Genomic DNA, 17,393 nt, shown 5'->3' on the forward strand with positions numbered 1-17,393 from the left:
TTTGGGCCTGCAAAACGTGACTGTATAATAACAATCGTATACCTTATCGGATTGTATTCCCAGGTATTTAGCAAGGCTACTCAAACGAGGCTTTTTCATGATAAAACAAATAATAACGGTCGTACTACTAGCACTTACTCTTACTGCTTGTCAGTCAACTCCAGAACCATTATCCCTTAACCCGGTAACAGAGGCTACCCACAGTGGGCAAAGCATAGTCCTGAATGTTCGTGACCAACGGGCGCAGAACCATGTGTTACGCCTGGAGCGCCACGATAATCCGGCGGAGTTTGCCATGGCCGAGCCGTCGTTGGCTAGTCTGATCAGTGACCGTGTTAGTCAACGCTGGACAATCGACGAGCAATCCAGCAACAAGATGCAAATAAATATTAAAGATGGCCTGGTTATCATTAAACAAGGTACTTTACGCCATGACTCTGAACATCATGTGCGTATTCAGGTACAAGTGACCACAGCAGAAGGGGATCTGGAAAAAACCTTCCGTGGCCGTCGTGAGTCAGACGGTCCCCTGCGCGCCGACATCAGTGCGATTGAAAACGATTTTGCTAACTTACTGGCAGACGTACTGAACGACCTGATGCGGGATGAAATCATTAACAGTCAATTAAGCGGACAGTAATTTCATGTTTAATAAATATTTGCTTAACAGCCTGCTGGCGTTTGTTTTATTCACCGTTTCTGGCCTTGCCAGCAGCCAGGACATTCAGGAAAACAATCTGTTCCCGCGGGTTAAGTTTGTCACCGGGCAAGGTGAGATGATCGTTGAACTAGACCGTATGCGCGCGCCGCTAACCGTCGACAATTTTCTCCAGTACGTGGTTGCAGGCAAATACGACAACACCATTTTTCATCGCGTTATCGAAGACTTCGTTCTTCAGGGCGGCGGTTTTACCCCTGATTTTACAGAAATAGAAACCTTCGATCCTGTCGTTAATGAATCGGGTAACGGCCGCCAGAACAACTTCGGCACTATTGCCATGGCCCGACAGCGCCAGCCTCACAGCGCTGAAAGCCAGTTTTATTTTAACGTCAATGACAATGACAGCCTGAACCCCAGCTCTCGCCGCTGGGGTTATGCGGTCTTCGGTCGAGTAGTGGAAAACGACCAGCTGTTACGTGAACTGTCCGCAGTGGAAACCCATACCCATGAAGCAACCGGTTATGAAGATGTACCAGTGGAGAGTCTTATTTTGCAGCGAGTTGAACTGCTGCCGCGCGATTAGATGAATACTCCAAAACTGCGCACCTGGCGCGACACGCTGGCATTTTACACCCAGCGCCGACTGCTTATTATATTTCTGCTCGGCATGGCCAGCGGCTACCCCTGGATTATGATCGGCTCGTCCATGTCGGCCTGGCTCAACGAGCTCGGTTTTACCCGCGCCACTATAGGATACTTTGGTGCCGTTTTTGCCGCCTATTCAGTCAATTTTCTCTGGTCTCCTCTGATTGACCGGGTCAAACTACCACTGCTCACCCGCTGGCTGGGGCAACGCAGAGGCTGGGTTATTTTCTGTCAGGTAGGCATTGCTGCCAGTTGTTTTTATTTATCCACCCTGAATTTCCACGACAACCTCGCCTGGGCCGGTATGGTCGCGTTATGCATCGCCGTCTTTTCCGCCACCCAGGATATCGGCATCGACGCCTTTCGCATCGACACCATAGGTTTGCATGAAGCCCGGGTGCAATCTGCAGCGGCCGCTATGACCACCGCTGGCTGGTGGACAGGTTTCGGCGCCCTTGGCGCTATTCCTTTCTTCCTCGCCGACCTGCCGGCCTGGGATTGGAACGATATTTATAAAATAATGGCGTTGGGTATGTTAGTACTCACCATAGGTACCTGGCTGGCCAGTGAACCGCGCACCGCACGTGTTGAACTGCAACGCGAAGCCGAACTCAAATACCAGAAAATCGCCTTCGACAATCCCGCGCTGACGCTGTTAATGACTATCATGGCTGGGGTATTTATTGCCTCTGTCGTGTTAGCACTTAACTTTATACCGGGCGATCAGATCGGCGTCATTATCGGCTGGAGCATTTTTCAGGTCGCCCTGTTAGCTGCGTTTGTGAGCTTGTTGGTGAAACTACAAAAACGTGAGTTTGCACCAGCCGCGGAGGACCACCAGGGCCAGAGCATCAAGCGTAGTCATCGTATTATTGCCTGGATAATAGTCACCACCATAGAACCCATCAGCGAATTCTTTCAACGCAATGGCGTGCGCATGGCACTCACCGTGTTGCTCTTCGTGCTGCTGTTTAAAGTCGGTGAGGCCTTCTTAGGCCGCATGTCTATCGTTTTTTACCAGGAGATTGGCTTTAGCAATACCGAAATCGGTCTCTATTCCAAGCTCATGAACTGGTGGGTTACCATAGCTTTCGCTTTGATCGGCAGCTACGTCAATATGCGCCTGGGCATTATTAAAGGCCTCCTGATTGGCGGTAGCGCCATGGCTGTCAGCAATCTGCTATTCTCAGCGCTGGCCATTATCGGCCCCGACAAAGTCTTATTTGTGACTGCAGTCGTCTCCGACGGCTTCACCTCCGCCTGGTCTACCGTGGCCTTTGTCGCCTTTATCAGCTTGCTTTGCAACCGCGCCTTTACTGCTACTCAATACGCATTGATGGCTTCCCTCGGCACCCTGGGGCGTACGGTTCTGGCTACTTATAGCGGCGCTGTGGTCGATTTCCTCGACGGCAACTGGGCATTATTCTTTATGCTGACTACTCTGATGGTAATCCCGAGTTTATTCCTGTTATGGACTATTCGACATAAAATACGGGCGCTGGAGACGGAAAATAAAGAGCGTCAGGACGCCCATGATCGTTCGGAGGCTAATTAATGCAATGGGTGGTAGTAGGTACAGGAGCATTATCTACACTTTGGGCTTTCGGCCTGCAACGCCAGGGTGAAAAAGTCACCCTGCTTACCCGGCACGTCGAAGACGGCCGACACCTGGAATTAACTGCAGAACACACCGATGGACTTCAGGCACAGTCCTTTGAAGTCATCGGCGATCCTACTCAGGCCGGGCGCAACAGTGTCTGGCTTATCATTGTCAAAGCCTGGCAATTACAGGCTGTAGTTGATCTGCTTGCCGGACAGATACCGGACAACGCCCATGTCATCATCAGCCACAATGGCATAGGCGCTGCGCAGAACGCACTGCTGACAACCCCGGACTGGCACCTTTACGACTTAGTAACCACGCACGGCGCCTGGCGTCGTTCGCGGCTGCACAGCGTGCATGCGGGACATGGGCAAAGCTGGGTCGGTCCTCGCCAGCCTGGGCTCAGCGCCGTACCTGAATGGTTCCAGCCGTTACGCGCCGCCCTGCCCCCACTGGAATGGGACAGCACTATATTATACCGCCGCTGGCACAAGCTTGCTGTCAACTGTGCGATAAATCCGCTCGCTACCCTGGCTAATGTGCCGAATGGCATTCTGAAAAACCTGCATTTTCAGCAGGACATCAGAGCTATCTGCGAAGAAGTCGCTCTCGTTGCACAAACCCATCTGGGCAAAGCCTTGCCTGAGTTAAGCGCCGACCAGCTGGAGTCTGGTGTTTATCAGGTGATTCAGGCCACAGCGAATAACCGCTGCTCGATGTTGCAGGATATCGACGCCGGACAGCGCACTGAAATTGACTACCTGAACGGCTACATCTGCCAGCTAGGCCAGGATTACAACATCCCCACCCCCGTCAACCAACGCCTCTGGCAAAACATCACAGCCCTCACGTAGGGCAGGCTCCGCCTGCCGTGGTAACATGCACCACCCGAAAAACCACACACCGCAATGGTAGGGCAGGCTCCGCCTGCCGTGGAAACCATCCACGTCCACAATCCACCACCCGAAAAAACCACACACCCCAACGGTAGGGCAGGCTCCGCCTGCCGTGGAAACCATCCGCATCCACAATGCATCACCAAAAAAACCACACACGCAATGGTAGGGCAGGCTCCGCCTGCCGTGGAAACCACCCGCATCCACAATGCACCACCCGAAAAACCACACACGCAATGGTAGGGCAGGCTCCGCCTGCCGTGGTAACCACCCGCATCCACAATCCACCATCCGAAAACCCACACACCGCAATGGTAGGGCAGGCTCCGCCTGCCGTGGAAACCATCCGCATCCACAATGCACCACCCAAAAACCCACACACCGCAATGGTAGGGCAGGCTCCGCCTGCCGTGGAAACCATCCGCATCCACAATGCACCACCCAAAAAACCACACACCCCAACGGTAGGGCAGGCTCCGCCTGCCGTGGAAACCATCCACGTCCACAATGCACCACCCAAAAACCACACACCCCAATGGTAGGGCAGGCTCCGCCTGCCGTGGAAACCATCCGCATCCACAATGCATCACCAAAAACCCATCACCCCGAAATATACGCCCACTCGGCAGGAATATGACCGGCAGCAACGTCACGATGAAAAGTTGAATATGGCCATAAACCTATGCGCTCTACCAGGCCATGTTTTACTGGATTGAAATAACAATACATCACCTGATTATACAGGCGCTGTTCATTATGAATGTGATGCTCCCAATACCTTGGCTGCCAAAGACCACTCCGCCGTTTTTTCTTCTCAGACGGGGTTTGCTGCAAAGCACTTTGAAAACCAGATAGCTGAGTAGTGCGCCTTTTTATCATGCTTATCCGCTGCGGAATTTTCGGATCGTCAATTTCCAGCACACAATGAAAGTGGTCCGGCAGAAGTACAAAAGCGTGGATTTTAAATGGATAGCGTTGATTGGTTTCTTTTAAAGCCTGTTTCAGGGATTCCCGAACTTGCGGTTGTAACAACACGGCTTGCCTTTTGTAGGTAACCACCGTGAAAAAGAACCAACCGCCGGATTCATAATAGCGGGAGAAGTTTGGCATTTCGCTTCCTTGCAAAATAATGGTCTCTTAATTAAATACCCATTCGCCTGCCTTACCAGAAATATCCGCCATATCCGACACCGTCGACCATAATCTAATCCCCAGGCTTATGGTAGGGCAGGCTCCGCCTGCCGTGGAAACCATCCGCATCCACAATGCACCATCCAAAAACACATCCCCCCGCCACGGGAATCATCAAACACCATCCGATAATCTCCACACACCGCAACGGCAGGCACAGCCTGCCCTACAACAGATCACCCAGGCTTGTGGTAGGGCAGGCTCCGCCTGCCGTGGAAACCACCCGCATCCACAATGCACCATCAAAAAAAACCACACACCGCAATGGTAGGGCAGGCTCCGCCTGCCGTGGAAACCATCCACGTCCACAATGCACCATCCAAAAACACATCCCCCCGCCACGGAAATCATCAAACACCACCCGATAATCCCCACACATCGCAACGGCAGGCATAGCCTGCCCTACAACAGATCACCCAGGCTTGTGGTAGGGCAGGCTCCGCCTGCCGTGGAAACCATCCACGTCCACAATGCACCATCCAAAAACACATCACCCCGCCACGGGAATCATCAAACACCACCCGATAATCCCCACACACCGCAACGGCAGGCATAGCCTGCCCTACAACAGATCACCCAGGCTTATGGTAGGGCAGGCTCCGCCTGCCGTGGTAACCACCCGCATCCACAATGCATCACCCAAACACCCAACCTCCCGCCACGGAAATCATCAAACACCACCCGATAATCCCCACACATCGCAACGGCAGGCATAGCCTGCCCTACAACAGATCACCCAGGCTTGTGGTAGGGCAGGCTCCGCCTGCCGTGGAAACCATCCACGTCCACAATGCACCATCCAAAAACACATCCCCCCGCCACGGAAATCATCAAACACCACCCGATAATCTCCACACACCGCAACGGCAGGCATAGCCGAGGCGTGAGGCGGCAGGAGGTATTGGTGTTGCCAGGCGTCGAGCCCATGGATGGGTTCACGGCGTCCTGGCAAGGCAAAAAAACCTCAGGACACCGCGAGCCTCGGCCGAGCCAGCCCTATGCGTCTTCGATGAAATCTACAACTTCTAAACCGAAGCCGGACAGAGCGGAGTAGCGTTTGGGGGAGCTGAGCAGGTTCATTTTGTGTACACCGAGGTCGGCAAGGATTTGCGACCCTACACCCACATTGCGTGATTCCTGGCTCAAGGTCGCACTAGGCTTAGGTTCGCCACGGTCTTCGCGTTCGAAATGACGTACCTGATCAATCAAATCCATAGGAGTTTGCTGACGGCCCAGTAATACCAAAACACCGCCCTCTTCGCCAATCTTACGCATCGCCCGATATAACGGCCAGCTGCGACGAGTGGCACGCTCAGTAGCAAGCAGATCATTAAAAGTATCCTGCAAATGCACCCGCACCAGAGTTGGCTGATCACCATCTATTTCTCCGCTGCGCAGGGCGAAATGCACCTGACCATCAACAGTATCCTGATAAGTCACCAGGTCAAACTCACCATAGGCAGTCGGCAGTTTACATTCAGCTACACGCTCGACGGTGCGTTCCTGAATAGAACGGTATTCGATCAAATCGGCAATGGTGCCAATTTTAATGTCATGTTCAGCAGCAAAAACTTCCAGGTCAGGACGGCGTGCCATGCTGCCGTCTTCTTTAAGTATTTCAACAATCACAGCCGCAGGTTCATAACCCGCCAGGCGAGCCAGATCACAGCCAGCTTCGGTATGGCCGGCCCGGTTCAACACCCCGCCTTCTTTGGCTTTAAGCGGGAAAATATGGCCCGGCATGACCAAATCGCTCGGCTGGGCATCTTTTGCTACCGCTGCTTTCACGGTTTGCGCGCGATCTGCAGCTGAAATACCGGTAGTCACACCTTCAGCAGCTTCAATAGAAACCGTGAAGTTGGTCGCGTACGGCGAGTTATTCTGGTCTACCATTAAGGGAAGACGCAATTGCTGACAACGCTTTTCGCTTAAGGTCAGGCAGATCAAGCCACGGCCGTAACGGGCCATAAAATTCACCGCATCGGGTGTGACACATTCAGCAGCCATGATCAGATCGCCTTCGTTTTCACGATCTTCATCATCCATCAAAATGACCATTTTACCGGCTTTGATATCGGCGATAATTTCTTCTGTTGTATTCAGTGTGCTCATGCTTTACCTATTCGTCAGTTAACGGCTAACGGCAGGCCAAGCCTGCCCTACGGTGTTCATTAGCAGGCGTGTTTGGCCTGCCGCCCGGTGTGCTTTGGTAGGGCAGGTTTCACCTGCCGTCCGATTTAGCAGTCACCGGGATGTTTCCACGGCAGGCCAAGCCTGCCCTACGGTGTTCATTAGCAGGCGTGTTTGGCCTGCCGCCCGGTGTGCTTTGGTAGGGCAGGTTTTACCTGCCGCCCGATTTAGCAGTCACCGGGATGTTTCCACGGCAGGCCAAGCCTGCCCTACGGTGTTCATTAGCAGGCGTGTTGTGGCCTGCCGCCCGGTGTGCTTTGGTAGGGCAGGTTTTACCTGCCGTCCGATTTAGCGGACACCGGGATGTTTCCACGGCAGGCCAAGCCTGCCCTACGGTGTTCATTAGCAGGCGTGTTTGGCCTGCCGCCCGGTGTACTTTGGTAGGGCAGGTTTCACCTGCCGTCCGATTTAGCGGACACCGGGATGTTTCCACGGCAGGCCAAGCCTGCCCTACGCTGTTCATTAGCAGGCGTGTTTGGCCTGCCGCCCGGTTTGCTTTGGTAGGGCAGGTTTTACCTGCCGTCCGATTTAGCAGACACCGGGGTGTTTCCACGGCAGGCCGAGCCTGCCCTACGGTGTTCATTAGCAGGCGTGTTGTGGCCTGCCGCCCGGTTTGCTTTGGTAGGGCAGGTTTTACCTGCCGCCCGATTTAGCAGACACCGGGATGTTTCCACGGCAGGCCAAGCCTGCCCTACGCTGTTCATTAGCAGGTGTGTTTGGCCTGCCGCCCGGTGTGCTTTGGTAGGGCAGGTTTCACCTGCCGTCCGATTTAGCAGTCACCGGGATGTTTCCACGGCAGGCCAAGCCTGCCCTACGGTGTTCATTAGCAGGTGTGTTTGGCCTGCCGCCCGGTGTGCTTTGGTAGGGCAGGTTTTACCTGCCGTCCGATTTAGCAGACACCGGGATGTTTCCACGGCAGGCCAAGCCTGCCCTACGGTGTTCATTAGCAGGCGTGTTGTGGCCTGCCGCCCGGTGTGCTTTGGTAGGGCAGGTTTTACCTGCCGTCCGATTTAGCAGTCACCGGGATGTTTCCACGGCAGGCCAAGCCTGCCCTACGCTGTTCATTGGCAAAAGCACGGCGGTGATTAGGGGCGCGTGGGAAAGCGTGCCAAACGCGTCCCTCGCGAACCCCACCGCCGGGCTTTTCAACCCGGCCCGATTAGCGGCAGGCATAGCCTGCCCTACGTGGTCAATCGGGCGACGATTTTGATGTCAGGCCCGATACGTTCAATGCTTTCAAATTCAAACTCTGGCACCTGAGCCATGTCAGTCAATAACGACAAATCCAGCAGCCCCCGGGCATCCGGGCCCAGTAATTTAGGCGCCATATAAACAATTAATTCGTCCACCAGCCCGGCTTCTAACAAAGCACCGCCAAGGCGGCTGCCGGTTTCACACCAGACATCATTAATATCGCGGCTGGCTAAAGTCTGCATTAAATCTTTTAAATCCACACGCTGCTCAGCCGTGCTTTTCACCAGCAATTGCTGGCCCTGTTCAGGCAATGGTTGGCTACTTTCTGTAGTCCGCGCCAGCCACACCGGCCCTGAATGTTGCCAGAGCTGCAAATCCGGGCCTAGCTGATTTTGATTGTCCACTAAAACACGAACCGGCGGCCGTATAGGCATATCTTCAGGATACAATCCCTGCGGCAGCTGTTCGGGGCGCACGGTCAGCATTGGGTCATCGGTCAGCACGGTTCCGGCACCACTTAAAATGGCGCTACTGGCAGCGCGGTGCAACTGTACATCGGCACGAGCCTCGGCGCTGGTAATCCACTTGCTTTCACCATTGGCTAAGGCAGTACGACCATCCAGGCTGGCGGCCATTTTCAGGCGCACATAAGGCAGCCCCTTCTCAGCTCGCTTGATAAAACCTGCATTTAAGCGGCGTGCAGCAGCTTCCATTAAGCCGCAATCGACCTGAATACCATGCTCGCGCAGGCGTTTAATGCCACGCCCGGACACCTGAAAATAAGGGTCCTGCATAGCCACCACCACACGGGCAACTCCGGCCTTAATTAAAGCATCAGCACAAGGTGGGGTACGGCCAAAATGGCTGCAGGGTTCTAAAGTCACATAAACAGTGCTGTCAGCGGCCAGGACTCCCGCTTCGCGCAAGGCATGCACCTCAGCATGAGGCGTGCCGGCCTGGGCATGCCAGCCGTGGCCAACGACTTTATTATCACGGACAATGAGGCAGCCAACATTCGGATTAGGATGGGTAGTGAAACGGCCGCGCGCAGCCAGCGATAAAGCCTCTTGCATGAAGGCGTTATCAGCTTCTGTGAAAAGCGGCGAGTCAATCATCGAGGCGCGCTATCTCCTCGCCAAATTCGCGAATATCTTCAAATGAACGATACACCGAAGCAAAACGAATATAAGCCACTTTATCTACTTTTTTGAGCTGCTCCATGACCAGGTTACCAATCACGTCGCTGCTGATTTCGCGGTCCCCGGTCGCCCGTAAACCTGAGCGCACCCGGTTAATCAACTGCTCCATGGCTTCCAGACTCACCGGACGTTTCTCCAGCGAGCGCAGCAGGCCATTGCGCAGCTTATCTTCATTAAAAGGCTCTCGTGCACCGTCGCTTTTAATCACCCGGGGCATCACCAGTTCCGCGCTTTCAAAGGTGGTAAAACGCTCACGACAGGCACCGCATTCGCGGCGCCGACGCACTGACAGACCTTCAGCCACCAGACGTGAGTCGATGACCTTAGTATCCTGTGTATTGCAAAACGGGCAGTGCATGAGCGCTTACTCCCCCTGGGGAATTAAGAATATACCGGAAACTTAGCACAGAGCGCTTTAACCTGCTCGCGTACTTTATCTTCCACAGATTCGTCACCCAGGTTGTCCAGTACATCGCAAATCCAGTGTCCGACCTGGGTCGCGTCTGCTTCTTTGAAGCCACGACGAGTAATTGCCGGAGTACCCAGGCGCAGACCTGACGTAACAAAAGGTGAACGCGGGTCATTTGGAACCGAGTTCTTATTCACCGTAATATAAGCACGGCCTAAAGCAGCATCCGCGTCTTTACCGGTGATATCTTTATCAATCAGATCAACCAGGAAAAGGTGGTTCTTAGTGCCGTTCGAGACGATTTTATAACCGCGCTCCTGCATGGCGTTAACCATAGCATTGGCATTATCCAGCACCTGTTGCTGGTAAACTTTAAATTCTGGCTCTAAAGCTTCTTTAAAAGCAACGGCTTTTGCAGCAATTACGTGCATCAGCGGACCGCCCTGATTACCCGGGAATACTGCGCTGTTAAGTTTTTTGTGCAAGTCCGCATCGTCTTTACCCGATACAATCAGACCACTGCGTGGGCCGGCCAGGGTTTTATGCGTCGTGGTAGTGACCACGTCAGCATAAGGCACCGGATTCGGATACAGACCAGCCGCTACCAGACCCGCCACGTGAGCCATATCTACCAGCAGGTAAGCACCCACTTCATCAGCGATTTCGCGGAATTTCTGCCAGTCAATAATGCCAGAGAATGCCGAGAAACCAGCCAGGATCATCTTAGGTTTATGTTCACGCGCCAGATCAGCCACCTGCTCATAATCAATATCACCGGTGTCTGGATGCAAACCGTATGGCACAGCATTATAAGTCTTACCGGAGAAGTTAACCTTGGAACCATGGGTCAAATGACCGCCGTGATCCAGACTCATGCCTAAGAAGGTATCGCCTGCATTCATCAACGCCATAAAAGCAGCAGTATTAGCCTGCGAACCTGAGTGCGGCTGCACGTTGGCATAAGTTGCGCCAAACAGCTGCTTAGCCCGCTCAATCGCCAGGTTTTCAGCAATATCAACAAACTCACAACCGCCGTAATAACGCTTGCCAGGATAACCTTCGGCATACTTATTGGTCAGCTGCGAACCCTGCGCTTCCAGCACGCGTGGGCTGCAATAGTTTTCGGAAGCGATCAGCTCAATGTGCTGTTCCTGACGCTTTTCTTCCGCCTTCATGGCGTTCCATAAATCGGCATCAAAATCAGCAATATTCATATCACGGCTTTGCATGGTTACTCCTGGCTGTGGACACTTTTAAAAGTGCGGCTATTATAGCGGTTAATGTTGCCAGGATAAACCTAAACGCAGCTCACGCCCGGCCTGATGGTATCCATCCCGTACCTGGTAGTTCCTGTCCAGCGCATTATTAAGGCTGAACTGCCATTTCCAGTGGCGTGTTATGTCCTGCTCCCAGCGCAGGTTAAGCAAGGCATAACCGGAAGTACGCTGGCTGTTATCGGCATTCATATAGCGGCCGCTGCTTGCCTCAAGCTGAAAAGAAAGCATCGCACTCGGGTAGGCGTGGGAAAAGTTAATCATGCCGCTTTCCCGTGCCCGATTGACCAGCGTCATGCCGCTATCGCGATCTTCTGCACTCAGCCGGGTAGCATGCGCATCAATGCGCCACTGGTGCCATTGATGCTGCCAGCGAAGGGTAACGCCCTGAGTACGGGCACGGCTCACGTTCATCGGCTGCCATATAAGGCTGTCTTCGGCTACCGGCGCCCAGGCAATTAAATTACGTAATCGCTGATAAAAAAACTGCGCCTCGAGCTGTCCCTGCCGGGTGTCATACTGCACAAAAGCCTGAGCGTTGGTCGATCGTTCAGGTTCTAAGTCCGGATTACCGCCCTGCGGCCAGTACAGGTCATTAAAGGTTGGCGCTCTGAAACCATTGCCCAGATTGATACCACCACGCCAGCGTGAATTCAGCTCATGCGCCAGATCCAGATGGTAAAGGGCCTTCAACCCAAACTGCTGATTGTCTTCAAAACGCAGTGCCGCTGATGACTGCCAGTCAGCATTGCGCCATTCATACTGGTTATAGAACGCAAACTGACGGCGACTGTCGGTCATATACTCAAGATTACTGGCATCCACTTCATCGCGTTGAAAGTCAAAACCTGTGGTCAGGCTATGCTGGCCATCAAAGTCAGCCACCTGCTCCCAGCCGACCTGAGTACGCGCAGTTTCAAAGCTATCGCCCACCCCCGACCAGGCTTCGGCAACCGACACACGATCACCGGTATAAGAACGTTCGTCATACCAGGAAAAGGTCCAGCGATGCCGCAGGTCTTCGCCCAGCTGGTTATCCAGGGCCAATTGCGTGGCCTGTTGCCTGGAGTCAATAAAAGGCTCACACCGGACTTGTTCAATCCCGGCAAAACAGTTCTCATCGTAATCCGAAAGCGCGCTGTTGTACTGGTAACGACCGCTGAGCTGAGCACCGGCAAAGAGCTCTGTATCACCACGCAGGCTGAAGCTACTGGCTTCATAAGGGTTATCACGCTGCTTACCCAGGTCAGTAGCCGTAGTTTGATCAAAACCATCCTGCTGGCGTTTGCTGGCCTGGACACCCAAACCGCCGAGCTGACCACGGGTCTGCGCCAGGGCGCTGACTTCACGATGATTGTGGGTTCCATACACCAGCTGTGCGCGGGCCTGATTCTGCTGCGGGTCACGGGAGATGATATTAATCACACCACCGAGCGCCGCCGAACCATACATCGACGAGCGCGCGCCCCTAATCACTTCAATGCGCTCAATGTCCTGCGGGTGAATATGCTGCAAAGAAGGTGTGCCCAGCGTCGCGCTGTACATAGGCTGCCCGTCCAGCAACACCAATACCTGATCGCTGTTACTGCCCTGCAGATACAGACTCAGCTCGCCGCCTGGCCCACCGGCCTGACGTACATCCAGACCAGCTATCTGACGCAACACAGGCAGCATAGTGCTGGCCTGCAGCAGCTCAATCTGATGCCGTTCTATGACCTGCGCAGCTATCGGGCTTTCTGCAAGGCGCTGACCGGTGACCTGCAAACGCTCAACCGGCGCCGCCTGAGCGGCACCACTAAAGCCTGCTACAACCAGCAGCGCATATTGAAAAGGCCTCGCCATCAGCCGATAGGCTTATACTTAATGCGGTGCGGTTCCATCGCATCGGCACCCAGAGTTTCTTTCATATAGGCTTCGTACTCGGTGTAGTTGCCATCAAAGAAATTGACCTGACCTTCGTCACGATAATCCAGAATATGGGTCGCGATGCGGTCCAGGAACCAACGGTCATGCGATATCACCATGGCAGCACCTGGGAATTCCAGCAAGGCGTTTTCCAGCGCCCGCAAGGTTTCAATATCGAGATCGTTAGTCGGCTCATCGAGCAGCAACAGGTTACCACCGGCTTTCACCAGTTTGGCCAGATGCACCCGGTTGCGTTCACCACCGGACAGTTCGCCAATGCGTTTTTGCTGGTCGTTGCCTTTAAAGTTAAAACGACCGACATAAGCCCGGCTGGGCACTTCAAAAGTACCTATCTGCAGAATGTCCTGCCCTCCGGAAATTTCTTCCCAGACGGTTTTGCTGTCGTCCATGTCATCACGGAACTGATCGACGCTGGCCAGTTGCACGGTTTCGCCCAGCTCAATTTCGCCGGAATCTGGTTGTTCGGTACCGCTAATCATTTTAAACAGGGTCGATTTACCGGCACCGTTCGGGCCGATAATGCCGACGATAGCGCCTTTTGGCATGCTGAAACTCAAATCATCAATCAGCAAACGTTTCTCAAATGATTTACGCAAATGCGACACTTCCAGTACCTTGTCACCCAGACGAGGCCCTGGTGGGATATACAGCTCATTGGTTTCGTTACGGCGCTGGTAATCATTGCTTTGCAGTTCTTCAAAGCGGGCCATACGGGCCTTGCTCTTAGCACGGCGACCTTTCGGATTCTGTCGTACCCATTCCAGCTCGGTTTTAATCGATTTCTGACGTGCGCTTTCAGTGCGCTCTTCCTGCTGTAAGCGTTTCTCTTTTTGTTCCAGCCAGGACGAATAGTTACCTTCCCAGGGAATGCCATAACCACGGTCCAGCTCCAGAATCCAGCCGGCCACGTTGTCGAGGAAATAACGGTCATGGGTAATAGCCACAACAGTGCCTTCATAGTCATGCAGGAAGCGCTCTAACCAGGCCACGGACTCCGCATCCAAATGGTTGGTCGGCTCATCCAGTAACAGCATGTCTGGCTTATCCAGTAACAAGCGGCAAATAGCCACACGGCGGCGTTCACCACCGGAAAGGAATTCAATTTTAGCGTCCCAGGGTGGCAGGCGCAGTGCATTCGCCGCACGTTCCAGCGCGTTCTCAATATTGTGACCGTCTTTTGCCTGCAACAAGGCTTCCAGCTCGCCCTGCTCTTTGGCCAGCGCGTCAAAATCAGCGCCTTCTTCGGCATAAGCGGCATACAGCTCGTCTAAACGCGCCAGCGCTTGTTTCACGTCCGCAACCGCTTCTTCCACGGTTTCACGCACGGTTTTGTTGTCATCTAACTGGGGTTCCTGCGGCAGGTAACCAATTTTGGTGCCGCTCAGCGCATGAGCTTCGCCTTCATATTCGGTATCCACACCAGCCATGATGCGCAGCAGCGTCGATTTACCGGCACCATTGAGACCCAGTACGCCAATTTTTGCGCCGGGGAAAAAACTCAGAGAAATGTCTTTTAAAATGGTGCGCTTAGGGGGCACTACTTTGCTGACGCGCAGCATGCTGTAGATATATTGGGCCATGTCCGGCGATTCCTTATCTTAAACAAGAAGCTTTAAACAAGAAGCTTGAAACGAAATATGGCGCTAATTCTAACAGATATTCAGCCGATTCCGAATACTGCGCGCAGGTTCTGCGGCTGAATAATTTCACGGCTATCGCCAGCGGCAAAAACACCGCCCTGATGCAGCATCACTGCCTGGTCGCTGTGACTGGCAGCCAGTGCCAGATCATGCATCACAGTAATTACCAACGCGCCCTGCCGGGCTTGTTCTTGTAACAACCCCATCACTTCCAGCTGATGCCTGGGGTCCAGTCCTGCGGTAGGTTCGTCGGCCAGGATTACCTGCGGCCGGGAGGCCAGCAAGCGGGCGATTAATACCCGCTGCTGTTCACCGGCTGACAGCTCCAGTACCGGTCGGTTCGCCAGGCCCTCGCAATGGGTTTCCTGCATGGCCCAGGTATGTGCTTCTTCAGCTTCCTGCTTCGACCAGTCAGGGCGAGCATAGGTGCCCAGCCGCACTATCTCATGCACCGGCATGGACCATTCCGGGCGCCCTTGCTGAGCCAGATAACCCCAGTCACGGGCACGCTGGCGACGACCCAGGTTGACGAGATCCTGGTCACGCCAATGGATAAAGCCGGACAATGGCGGCATCAAACCCGCCAGGGTTTTCAGCAAGGTGCTTTTACCACTGCCGTTCTCGCCCAGAATACAGGTGACCTGACCGGCCTCGAATGCAAGCTCAATGTCCTGCAGCACCTGCGGGCGACGCGGGTAACCGACGCTCAACTGCTGGCAAATTAACTTCTCAGACATAACGCCGCCGCAATAACAGTACCAGGAAAAAAGGTCCGCCCAGCAGGCTCATTAATACGCCGATTTTAAGCTCCGGCCCCGGGCTCAGCCACTGCGCCAGAGCATCAATCAGCAGCACAAAAACAGCCCCTGCCAGAGCAGATATCAGCAATAAATGACGGGGATTCTGTTTCACCAAGGGGCGTACCATATGCGGCACCATCAGGCCGACAAAACCCACAACGCCTGCAACCGCCACTGAAGCGCCGGTTAATAAAGCCACCCCGGTGAGCAAGCCCAGTCGTTGCCGGGTCGGATCAAACCCCATGCTGCTGGCGGTGTCTTCGCCTAAGGTTAACACCTGCAGATAACGGCCACCCCACCAGAGCAACAACAAACCAGCCACAATAAAAGGCAGCACCATCAACACCTGGTTCAAATCCCGGTGGGCCACTGAGCCCATTAACCAAAAGCTCATTTCCTGCATGGCAAAAGGATTCGGGGCCAGGCTGAGCGCCAGCGCAATAGCGCCGGAAAACAAAGCTGAGCAGGCAACGCCCGCTAATATGAGCGTCGTCACGGAAGCCGCGCGACCGGCAATAAGCATGACCAAAAGCAGGCCCAGGCCGCTACCGACCACTGCACTTAAAGGCAATAAAGCGGAATGCCAGCCCACTAAACCAAAATATAACACCAGCACGGCGAGCAAAGCGGCACCGCTGGAAACGCCCATAATGCCGGGTTCGGCCAGTGGGTTACGTAACAGCCCCTGCATAGCAGCACCGGCCATACCAAGCGAAAGCCCCACCAGCGAGGCCAGCAATAAACGCGGTAAACGAATCTCACTGACAATCTGCCAGTGCATGCTTTGTTCAGGGGTCAGGGAATCGGCGCTGATAACCGCCGATAAAGTAGTCCACACGGGCACGGCAGTAGCGCCCATATTGAGCAATAACAGCATCAGCACCGCCCAAAGTGCAATCAGTAGTCCTGCCCACTGGTTTACTTTCATGGTGTCACCTGTTGTTTTACCTGTTGCTTTACCTGTTGCTTAAAGGACTCGTGTGGCTCGCGTAATGCCTTGATAAAAGCCACCAGTTGTTGGCCCATGCAACCACTTAATTGCTGGTCAATATACAAAGCGCGCTGTGCCAGCAAAGGCTGCAGCGAAGCATGCAGGATATTACGGTGCGCCAGCGCAAAATGCTGTGGCCGGGCGCGGTCAGTGGTTAAGATAATGATATCCGGCTGCCAGGCCAGGATCTGCTCCGGCACAACAGTCACCAGGCCCTGTCCCCGACGTGCCGCCAGGTTCTCAGCACCCAGTGATGTCAGCACGTCATGCAGCAAAGTGCCACTGCCAAAACTGTAATGATTCGCTTGTATGGCCAGTACTTGTTTGTTCTCAAAAGCATTGCTCTCAAAAGCAGGCGCAGGCTGCAGCAAAGCAACGAGCTCCTGCTGTTTTTGCTGAACCCCGTCAGACAATCCTGTGGCTTTAGCAAACGCCTGCCAGAAGGCTTCCACCTCAGCTATTGAACTGGCTTCCGGTAGAATAGCGACTTCAATACCGTGCTGACGCAAGGCGCGAATAAGCAGAGGGTCATTAAAAGCATTGGCCAGCACCACGTCAGGTGCGCGCTGCAGAATATCTTCCAGTTGCGCGTTGTGTGTCGGGTACCCCTGATCAGCATGATAGTGAGTAAGCACTACCGACTGCTCTGCGGGAGCCAGGTCCATCAGCAAAGCGTCATAACACAGGTTCAGAGAAAGTACTGAAGGTGGCTCAGGCGAAGGTGCTTCAGCCGCGCTTGCCGAAGCCGCGGCCAGCCACATAAGCAAAACCGCG

Annotated in this window: 14 protein-coding genes; 4 read left to right on the top strand and 10 right to left on the bottom strand. The window is 54.0% G+C overall.

Annotation, left to right across the window (positions count from 1 at the left end; all coding sequences use genetic code 11):
• Positions 1–97 precede the first annotated feature (97 nt).
• Genes CWE09_RS05730 through CWE09_RS05745 form a run of 4 tightly spaced genes read left to right on the top strand, consistent with a single transcriptional unit; the run spans position 98 to position 3,763 of the window.
• Entirely contained in the window at positions 98–640 is a 543-nt protein-coding gene (locus CWE09_RS05730; protein ID WP_126803032.1) for a YajG family lipoprotein, read from the top strand.
• A 4-nt stretch (positions 641–644) separates the two neighbouring features.
• Positions 645–1,244 carry a peptidylprolyl isomerase gene (locus CWE09_RS05735; protein ID WP_126803033.1) on the top strand — a complete coding sequence of 200 codons (600 nt, stop codon included), beginning with the start codon at positions 645–647 and terminating at the stop codon, positions 1,242–1,244.
• The gene (locus tag CWE09_RS14250; RefSeq protein ID WP_126803034.1) at positions 1,245–2,861 is read left to right on the top strand and encodes an AmpG family muropeptide MFS transporter; all 1,617 of its coding nucleotides are present in this window, start codon (positions 1,245–1,247) and stop codon (positions 2,859–2,861) included.
• Positions 2,861–3,763 carry a ketopantoate reductase family protein gene (locus CWE09_RS05745; RefSeq protein WP_126803035.1) on the top strand — a complete coding sequence of 301 codons (903 nt, stop codon included), beginning with the start codon at positions 2,861–2,863 and terminating at the stop codon, positions 3,761–3,763. The genes CWE09_RS14250 and CWE09_RS05745 overlap by 1 nt, the downstream gene beginning before the upstream one ends.
• A 642-nt stretch (positions 3,764–4,405) precedes the next feature.
• On the opposite strand, the gene CWE09_RS05750 is transcribed toward CWE09_RS05745, so the two are convergent.
• The 10 genes from CWE09_RS05750 to CWE09_RS05795 all read right to left on the bottom strand — a co-directional run bounded on the left by CWE09_RS05750 (position 4,406) and on the right by CWE09_RS05795 (position 17,380).
• Positions 4,406–4,915 carry an REP-associated tyrosine transposase gene (locus tag CWE09_RS05750; protein WP_126803036.1) on the bottom strand — a complete coding sequence of 170 codons (510 nt, stop codon included), beginning with the start codon at positions 4,913–4,915 and terminating at the stop codon, positions 4,406–4,408.
• Between the two features lie 1,077 nt (positions 4,916–5,992).
• Positions 5,993–7,108, bottom strand: coding sequence for a bifunctional 3,4-dihydroxy-2-butanone-4-phosphate synthase/GTP cyclohydrolase II (ribBA, locus tag CWE09_RS05755; RefSeq protein WP_126803037.1), 1,116 nt, complete (start codon positions 7,106–7,108; stop codon positions 5,993–5,995).
• A 1,259-nt stretch (positions 7,109–8,367) separates the two neighbouring features.
• Entirely contained in the window at positions 8,368–9,495 is a 1,128-nt protein-coding gene (ribD, locus tag CWE09_RS05760; protein ID WP_126803038.1) for a bifunctional diaminohydroxyphosphoribosylaminopyrimidine deaminase/5-amino-6-(5-phosphoribosylamino)uracil reductase RibD, read from the bottom strand.
• Positions 9,488–9,937: a transcriptional regulator NrdR gene (gene nrdR, locus CWE09_RS05765; protein WP_126803039.1), complete on the bottom strand. Its 450-nt coding sequence runs from the start codon at positions 9,935–9,937 to the stop codon at positions 9,488–9,490. The genes ribD and nrdR overlap by 8 nt, the downstream gene beginning before the upstream one ends.
• Positions 9,938–9,960: 23 nt before the next feature.
• The gene (gene glyA, locus CWE09_RS05770) at positions 9,961–11,217 is read right to left on the bottom strand and encodes a serine hydroxymethyltransferase (RefSeq protein WP_126803040.1); all 1,257 of its coding nucleotides are present in this window, start codon (positions 11,215–11,217) and stop codon (positions 9,961–9,963) included.
• Positions 11,218–11,265: 48 nt separating this feature from the next.
• Entirely contained in the window at positions 11,266–13,104 is a 1,839-nt protein-coding gene (locus tag CWE09_RS05775) for a TonB-dependent receptor domain-containing protein (protein WP_126803041.1), read from the bottom strand.
• Entirely contained in the window at positions 13,104–14,768 is a 1,665-nt protein-coding gene (gene ettA / locus CWE09_RS05780; protein ID WP_126803042.1) for an energy-dependent translational throttle protein EttA, read from the bottom strand. Before ettA ends, CWE09_RS05775 begins: the two co-directional genes overlap by 1 nt.
• 80 nt (positions 14,769–14,848) lie before the next feature.
• Positions 14,849–15,565 carry an ABC transporter ATP-binding protein gene (locus CWE09_RS05785; protein ID WP_126803043.1) on the bottom strand — a complete coding sequence of 239 codons (717 nt, stop codon included), beginning with the start codon at positions 15,563–15,565 and terminating at the stop codon, positions 14,849–14,851.
• Entirely contained in the window at positions 15,558–16,556 is a 999-nt protein-coding gene (locus tag CWE09_RS05790; protein WP_126803044.1) for a FecCD family ABC transporter permease, read from the bottom strand. Before CWE09_RS05790 ends, CWE09_RS05785 begins: the two co-directional genes overlap by 8 nt.
• On the bottom strand, positions 16,553–17,380 hold the full coding sequence (locus tag CWE09_RS05795) for an ABC transporter substrate-binding protein (protein ID WP_157982818.1): 828 nt from the start codon (positions 17,378–17,380) through the stop codon (positions 16,553–16,555). The genes CWE09_RS05790 and CWE09_RS05795 overlap by 4 nt, the downstream gene beginning before the upstream one ends.
• Positions 17,381–17,393 lie beyond the last annotated feature (13 nt).

Source organism: Aliidiomarina minuta, from assembly GCF_003987145.1.
Taxonomy (GTDB): Bacteria; Pseudomonadota; Gammaproteobacteria; order Enterobacterales; family Alteromonadaceae; genus Aliidiomarina; species Aliidiomarina minuta.

What these genes read in the sequence shown, in the direction of transcription:
- CWE09_RS14250 (WP_126803034.1), top strand. Translation starts at nt 1,245, where the DNA reads ATGAATACTCCAAAACTGCGCACCTGGCGCGACACGCTGGCATTTTAC.
- CWE09_RS05730 (WP_126803032.1), top strand. Translation starts at nt 98, where the DNA reads ATGATAAAACAAATAATAACGGTCGTACTACTAGCACTTACTCTTACT.
- ribD (WP_126803038.1), bottom strand. Translation starts at nt 9,495, where the DNA reads ATGATTGACTCGCCGCTTTTCACAGAAGCTGATAACGCCTTCATGCAA.
- CWE09_RS05785 (WP_126803043.1), bottom strand. Translation starts at nt 15,565, where the DNA reads ATGTCTGAGAAGTTAATTTGCCAGCAGTTGAGCGTCGGTTACCCGCGT.
- CWE09_RS05735 (WP_126803033.1), top strand. Translation starts at nt 645, where the DNA reads ATGTTTAATAAATATTTGCTTAACAGCCTGCTGGCGTTTGTTTTATTC.
- glyA (WP_126803040.1), bottom strand. Translation starts at nt 11,217, where the DNA reads ATGCAAAGCCGTGATATGAATATTGCTGATTTTGATGCCGATTTATGG.
- CWE09_RS05745 (WP_126803035.1), top strand. Translation starts at nt 2,861, where the DNA reads ATGCAATGGGTGGTAGTAGGTACAGGAGCATTATCTACACTTTGGGCT.
- ribBA (WP_126803037.1), bottom strand. Translation starts at nt 7,108, where the DNA reads ATGAGCACACTGAATACAACAGAAGAAATTATCGCCGATATCAAAGCC.
- nrdR (WP_126803039.1), bottom strand. Translation starts at nt 9,937, where the DNA reads ATGCACTGCCCGTTTTGCAATACACAGGATACTAAGGTCATCGACTCA.
- CWE09_RS05775 (WP_126803041.1), bottom strand. Translation starts at nt 13,104, where the DNA reads ATGGCGAGGCCTTTTCAATATGCGCTGCTGGTTGTAGCAGGCTTTAGT.
- CWE09_RS05750 (WP_126803036.1), bottom strand. Translation starts at nt 4,915, where the DNA reads ATGCCAAACTTCTCCCGCTATTATGAATCCGGCGGTTGGTTCTTTTTC.
- CWE09_RS05790 (WP_126803044.1), bottom strand. Translation starts at nt 16,556, where the DNA reads ATGAAAGTAAACCAGTGGGCAGGACTACTGATTGCACTTTGGGCGGTG.
- CWE09_RS05795 (WP_157982818.1), bottom strand. Translation starts at nt 17,380, where the DNA reads ATGTGGCTGGCCGCGGCTTCGGCAAGCGCGGCTGAAGCACCTTCGCCT.
- ettA (WP_126803042.1), bottom strand. Translation starts at nt 14,768, where the DNA reads ATGGCCCAATATATCTACAGCATGCTGCGCGTCAGCAAAGTAGTGCCC.